This is a genomic window from Streptomyces sp. WAC04114 (genome assembly GCF_019733245.1).
In the GTDB taxonomy this organism is placed as follows: Bacteria; Actinomycetota; Actinomycetes; order Streptomycetales; family Streptomycetaceae; genus Streptomyces; species Streptomyces massasporeus_A.
In genome coordinates this window covers 1-5,114 of the sequence record NZ_JAIGQA010000301.1, presented here as the reverse complement: position 1 = coordinate 5,114, position 5,114 = coordinate 1, and the positions used below count along the sequence as shown (strand labels likewise).

Sequence of the window (5,114 nt, the reverse complement as noted above, 5' to 3'; positions counted from 1 at the left end):
CGGTGCGGAACGTGCCGTGGGGCTGCTCGGGGGTGCCCTCCGAACGCGGGAAGAACTCGTACCACGAGCCGTACAGGGCCCGCTCCCGCTCCACCAGCAGCGGCAGCGGCTCACTGCTGGTGACCAGATCCCGCAGCGGGTGCCGCTCCAGGACCGCGTCCACCTCCGGCGTCAGCGCCGCCGCCAGACGAGACGCCGCGGGGCGGTCCTCGTCCCGCAGGGCGTCGACGGCGGTGAGGATCACGTCGCGCAGTCCCTCCTCCTCGGGCACGCCCGCGGCAGCCCGCTCGTACAGACGCGCGCCCTCCTCCAGGACGACGTCCGTGTCCATGCCCGCCGGGATCTTGATCTCGGCGTGGTGGCGCCAGGTAGCGACCGGGTCCCCCCATGCCTCGACGGTGAACGTCCACGGACCGGGTTCCCCGGCGGTGACCGTCGCACCCCACCGGTCCGTCCCCGGGGCGAGCTCGCGCATCGGCGTCCACGGGCCGGGACGGCCCACGGGATCCTTCAGCACGACATTGGCGGCCACCGCGTCGTGCCCCTCCCGGAACACGGTCGCCGAGATCTCGAAGGTCTCGCCCGTGACGGCCTTGGCCGGCCGGCGACCCCGCTGGACCACCGGTCGGACATCCAGTACGGGTATGCGTCCCACGGCGGTCGCGTCGTGACCGGGTGGTGGCGAGGCCGCGGGGCCGGCGGCCGGGCGCGCGGGGCGTGCTTCGCCGGCGGGTGCGCGCGCCCCGGTGGTGCGGCGGTTGGGGGGTGCTGGTGAAGGGTGCTTGGCGGGCATGACCGCTCCTGTCCGCGTCAACGTGGGTAGGCGGATGTATGTGGGGAGGTGGGTCCTGCGTGGTGCTCCTGAGAGGGGTACCCGCAGGAGCCTTCCCACCCTATTCGGGTGGGCAATCCGGCACTTTGTTAACTACTCACGCGTATGTCGACACACAAGACCGGCCTCGTCCGCGACGGACGAGGCCGGCCCCCTGGCTCGGCTGCTCCTTCGCCCTACGCGCGCGGCACCCGCAGTAACTTGTCCGGGGAACCGGTACCCCGGCCGGAGACCTTCCCGGCCGCCGCCGTGGTGGTCAGGACCGCCCCGACCTGGGCCGGAGTCGCTTTCGGATGATCGGCCAAATAAAGCGCGGCCGCTCCCGCCGCGTGCGGGGACGCCATCGACGTACCCGAAAAGGTGGCCCGTGCCGTGTCGCTCGCGGCTGACGCGGAGGTGATCGAGACGCCCGGGGCGAACAGATCGAGGGCCGGACCGTCGTTGGAGAAGGCCGGTTTCTTATCCCCGCGGTCGGTCGCGCCGACCGTGACGGCCTGCTCGACGCCGCCCGGGGAGTACAGGCCGGCGGGCCTGCCGTCGTTGCCCGCGGCGACCGTGTAGGTGACGCCGGAGGCGATGGAGGCGCGCACGGCGGCGTCCAGCCGGTCGTTGCGCGGGCCGCCCAGGCTGAGGTTGGCGACCGCGGGCTTCCGCGCGTGCCGGGTCACCCAGTCGATCCCGGCGATCACCCGGGCCGTGGTGCCCCCGCCCGCGGCGTCGAGGACCCGCACGGAGACGATCCGGGCCCGCTTCGCGACGCCGAAGGACGTCCCGGCCACCGTGCCGGCGACGTGCGTGCCGTGGCCGTTGGCGTCCGAGGCGACCCGGTCGTTCCCCACGAAGTCCCAGCCGTGGCCCGCCCGGCCGGCGAAGTCCTCGTGGCTGGTGCGGACGCCGGTGTCGATCAGGTACACCGTCACCCCCGCGCCGGCCGACCGGGGCCAGGTGTAGCTCCGGTCCAGCGGCGGCCTGTGCTGGTCGATCCGGTCGAGCCCCCAGGACGGCGGGTTCTTCTGGATACCGTCGAGCCGCACGCGGGTGTCCTGGACGACCGAGGCGACCCGGGGGTCGGCGGCCAGTCGCGCGGCCTGTCTCCCGCCCGCCCGCACCGCGTAGCCGTTCAGGACCGTGCCGTAGGTATGGCTGATTGTCACCCCGTACTTTTCGGCGAGACCCTTTCCGGCCGCGGACCGCGCCTGCGTGCCCTCCTTCAGTGTCACCAGGTAACTTCCGTGCACGGAGCCGGGTGATCCGGCGCCGAGTATCCGCCCCTCCGGTACGGCGTGCGCGGGCAGGGTGGTGGCCGAAAACGCCACGGCGCAGATCGCCGCCGTCAGGCCCCCCGCCCGGCGCAGACGCCGCTCGCGCGTCCGAGCCATGGTCCGAGTTCCCCTCCTCGACTCGGCGTACGGCTGCCGCGCGCAGCCGCCTGCGGCGGGCGCGGGCCGGTACGCCAGAGGCAGCCTCTCGTGGTGTGTGAAGCACCACAAGGACGCCTATGGGTGCGGAATCGGCCATATCCGCGGATGGTGCTGTTCAGGCCGATCGAGGGGCGAGTGGCGGAGCCTCAGCGGCGCGGGCGCCGACGCCGGTACTGTCATAGGAGACGTCGTCGAAGCCCTGCGAAATCCAGCGAACGCGCCGAGGTGGAACCCGTGAAGGCGATCCGTCGATTCACCGTCCGACCCGTTCTCCCCGAACCCCTCCGGCCGCTCAGCGATCTGGCCCGCAACCTGCGCTGGTCGTGGCACGCGGAGACCCGTGAGCTGTTCCAGTCGGTCGACCCCGAGCGGTGGGCCGCCTCGGGCGGCGACCCCGTCCGGCTGCTCGGCAGCGTGCCGCCCACGCGGCTGGCGGAGCTCGCCGGGGACCGCCCGTTCCTGCGTCGTCTCGCCGCGGTCGCGGGCGACCTGCACGACTACACGACCGGCGAGCGCTGGTACCAGACCCAGCCCGATGAACTGCCCGCCGCGATCGCCTACTTCTCACCCGAGTTCGGCATCACGGCAGCCCTGCCCCAGTACTCCGGCGGCCTCGGCATCCTGGCCGGCGACCACCTCAAGGCGGCCAGCGACCTCGGCGTCCCGCTGATCGGCGTCGGCCTGCTCTACCGGCACGGCTACTTCCGCCAGACCCTGTCCCGCGACGGCTGGCAGCAGGAGCACTACCCGGTCCTCGACCCCAACGAGCTGCCCGTCGTCCAGCTGGAGGAGCCCGACGGCACACCCGCCCAGGTCGCCCTCGCCCTGCCCGGCGGCAGGCAACTGCACGCCCGGATCTGGCTCGCGCAGGTCGGCCGGGTCCCGCTGCTGATGCTGGACTCCGACGTCGAGGAGAACGACCTCGGCGAGCGCGGCGTGACCGACCGGCTCTACGGCGGCGGCAGCGAGCACCGGCTGCTCCAGGAGATGCTCCTCGGCATAGGAGGTGTCCGGGCGGTACGGACGTACTGCCGGCTGACCGGCCACCCCGAGCCGGAGGTGTTCCACACCAACGAGGGGCACGCCGGGTTCCTCGGCCTGGAGCGCATCGCCGAACTCTGCGCCGACGGGCTGGACTTCGACTCCGCGCTGGAGTCGGTCCGCGCCGGAACCGTCTTCACCACCCACACGCCCGTCCCGGCCGGCATCGACCGCTTCGACCGCGAGCTGGTCGCCCGCCACTTCGGCCCCGACGCCGAACTGCCCCGCATCGACGTCGACCGCATCCTGCGGCTCGGCATGGAGACCTACCCCGGCGGGGAGCCCAACCTCTTCAACATGGCCGTGATGGGCCTGCGCCTGGCCCAGCGCGCCAACGGCGTCTCCCTGCTGCACGGCAACGTCAGCCGGGAGATGTTCGCCGGCCTGTGGCCCGGCTTCGACGCCGACGAGGTGCCGATCACGTCCGTGACCAACGGGGTGCACGCGCCCACCTGGGTCGCCCCCGAGGTGTTCCGGCTCGGCGCCCGCCAGATCGGCGCGCAGCGGGCCGAGGACGCGCTGACCGTCGGCGGCTCGGACCGCTGGGACACCGTGGCCGACATCCCCGACCAGGACATCTTCGACCTCCGGCGGGTGCTGCGCGAGCAGCTCGTGACCGAGGTGCGCGAGCGGCTGCGGGCCTCCTGGCGGCAGCGCGGCGCGCACACGGCCGAGCTGGGCTGGATCGACGGTGTCCTCGACCCGGACGTCCTCACCATCGGCTTCGCCCGGCGCGTCCCGTCGTACAAGCGCCTGACCCTGATGCTGCGCGACCGCGACCGGCTGATGGACCTGCTGCTGCACCCCGAGCGGCCGGTCCAGATCGTCGTGGCGGGCAAGGCGCACCCCGCGGACGACGGCGGGAAGCGGCTGGTGCAGGAACTGGTGCGGTTCGCGGACGACCCGCGGGTGCGGCACCGGATCGTGTTCCTGCCCGACTACGGCATGGCGATGGCGCAGAAGCTGTACCCCGGCTGCGACATCTGGCTGAACAACCCGCTCCGGCCGCTGGAGGCCTGCGGTACGTCCGGGATGAAGGCCGCGCTCAACGGCTGTCTCAACCTGTCCGTCCTCGACGGCTGGTGGGACGAATGGTTCCAGCCCGACTTCGGCTGGGCCATCCCGACGGCGGACGGCGTGGGGACGGATCCCGACCATCGCGACGACATAGAGGCCGCGGCGCTGTACGACCTGCTGGAACAGCGGGTGACGCCCCGCTTCTACGAGCGCGGGCGCAGCGGGCTGCCCGACCGGTGGATCGAGATGGTCCGGCACACGCTGAGCCTGCTCGGGCCGAAGGTGCTGGCGGGGCGGATGGTCCGCGAGTACGTCGAGCGGCTCTACGCGCCGGCGGCGCTCGCCCACCGCTCGCTCGTGCCGGACTCGGCGCGGGAGCTCGCCGAGTGGAAGGGGCGGGTGCGGGCGGCCTGGCCGGAGGTCACGGTCGACCATGTGGAGACGTCCGCGGTGGCCGCGCTGGCGGAGCTCGGTACGACGCTGGGGCTTCGGGTGCGGGTCGGGCTCGGTCAGCTAGGGCCGGACGACGTGGAGGTGCAGGTCGTCTCGGGGCGGGTGGACGAGGAGGACCGGATCGGTGACGCGACGGTGGTTCCCCTGAAGCCGGTGGGCTCCCCCGATCAGGAGGGGCGCTGGGTCTATGAGGGGCCCTTGTCGCTGGATCGCACCGGGCCTTTCGGGTATACGGTGCGGATCCTTCCGGCGCATCGGCTCATGGCTTCCAGCGCGGAGTTGGGCTTGGTCGCAGGGCCTTCCGAGGAGTTGGTGGAGGCGGCGGGGCTTTTGATGCGCTGAGTGTCGGC

Annotated in this window: 3 protein-coding genes; 1 reads left to right on the top strand and 2 read right to left on the bottom strand. The window is 72.8% G+C overall.

Annotated elements, in window-relative coordinates; all coding sequences use genetic code 11:
* Positions 1-793: maltotransferase domain-containing protein (locus K4G64_RS38235; protein WP_221760460.1), on the bottom strand; the 793-nt coding region annotated here is incomplete at its 3' end.
* 215 nt (positions 794-1,008) lie between these two features.
* Positions 1,009-2,211, bottom strand: coding sequence for a S8 family peptidase (locus tag K4G64_RS38230; RefSeq protein WP_221760459.1), 1,203 nt, complete (start codon positions 2,209-2,211; stop codon positions 1,009-1,011).
* A gap of 276 nt (positions 2,212-2,487) precedes the next feature.
* Between K4G64_RS38230 and K4G64_RS38225 the strand changes: the two genes are divergently transcribed.
* Entirely contained in the window at positions 2,488-5,106 is a 2,619-nt protein-coding gene (locus K4G64_RS38225; protein ID WP_221760458.1) for a glycosyltransferase family 1 protein, read from the top strand.
* The last annotated feature ends 8 nt before the right edge of the window (positions 5,107-5,114 follow it).

Coding starts and splice junctions, on each gene's coding strand:
- K4G64_RS38230 (WP_221760459.1), bottom strand. CDS start 2,211: ATGGCTCGGACGCGCGAGCGGCGTCTGCGCCGGGCGGGGGGCCTGACG.